The 213-nt window shown below is 65.7% G+C and carries 1 protein-coding gene; it reads right to left on the bottom strand.

Annotated elements, in window-relative coordinates; all coding sequences use genetic code 11:
• Positions 1–213 (bottom strand): AMP-binding protein (locus PU724_RS34165; protein ID WP_426213887.1); only part of this gene is annotated, 213 nt, incomplete at both ends.

Raw genomic sequence — 213 nt, 5'->3', positions numbered from 1 at the left:
TGGTGATTATGGCGTCGAAAGCCAAGGGCAGGGAGACCACCGAGGATGAGCGCGGGGCGTAAGCCTGGCAGGCCCAGTCCAGGTAATTGACCAGTCCGCGATGCTCGACCATGACGCCCTTGGGCGTCCCGGTGGAGCCTGAGGTGTAGATGATATAGGCGAGATGGCGCGCGGTGAGCCCGAGCGCGCGCGGGTCGGGATCGCAAGCCGGCT

Origin of the sequence: Mesorhizobium abyssinicae (assembly GCF_049887195.1) — a bacterium.
GTDB classification, from domain to species: domain Bacteria; phylum Pseudomonadota; class Alphaproteobacteria; order Rhizobiales; family Rhizobiaceae; genus Mesorhizobium; species Mesorhizobium abyssinicae.
This window is presented reverse-complemented; position numbering and strand designations above follow the sequence as displayed.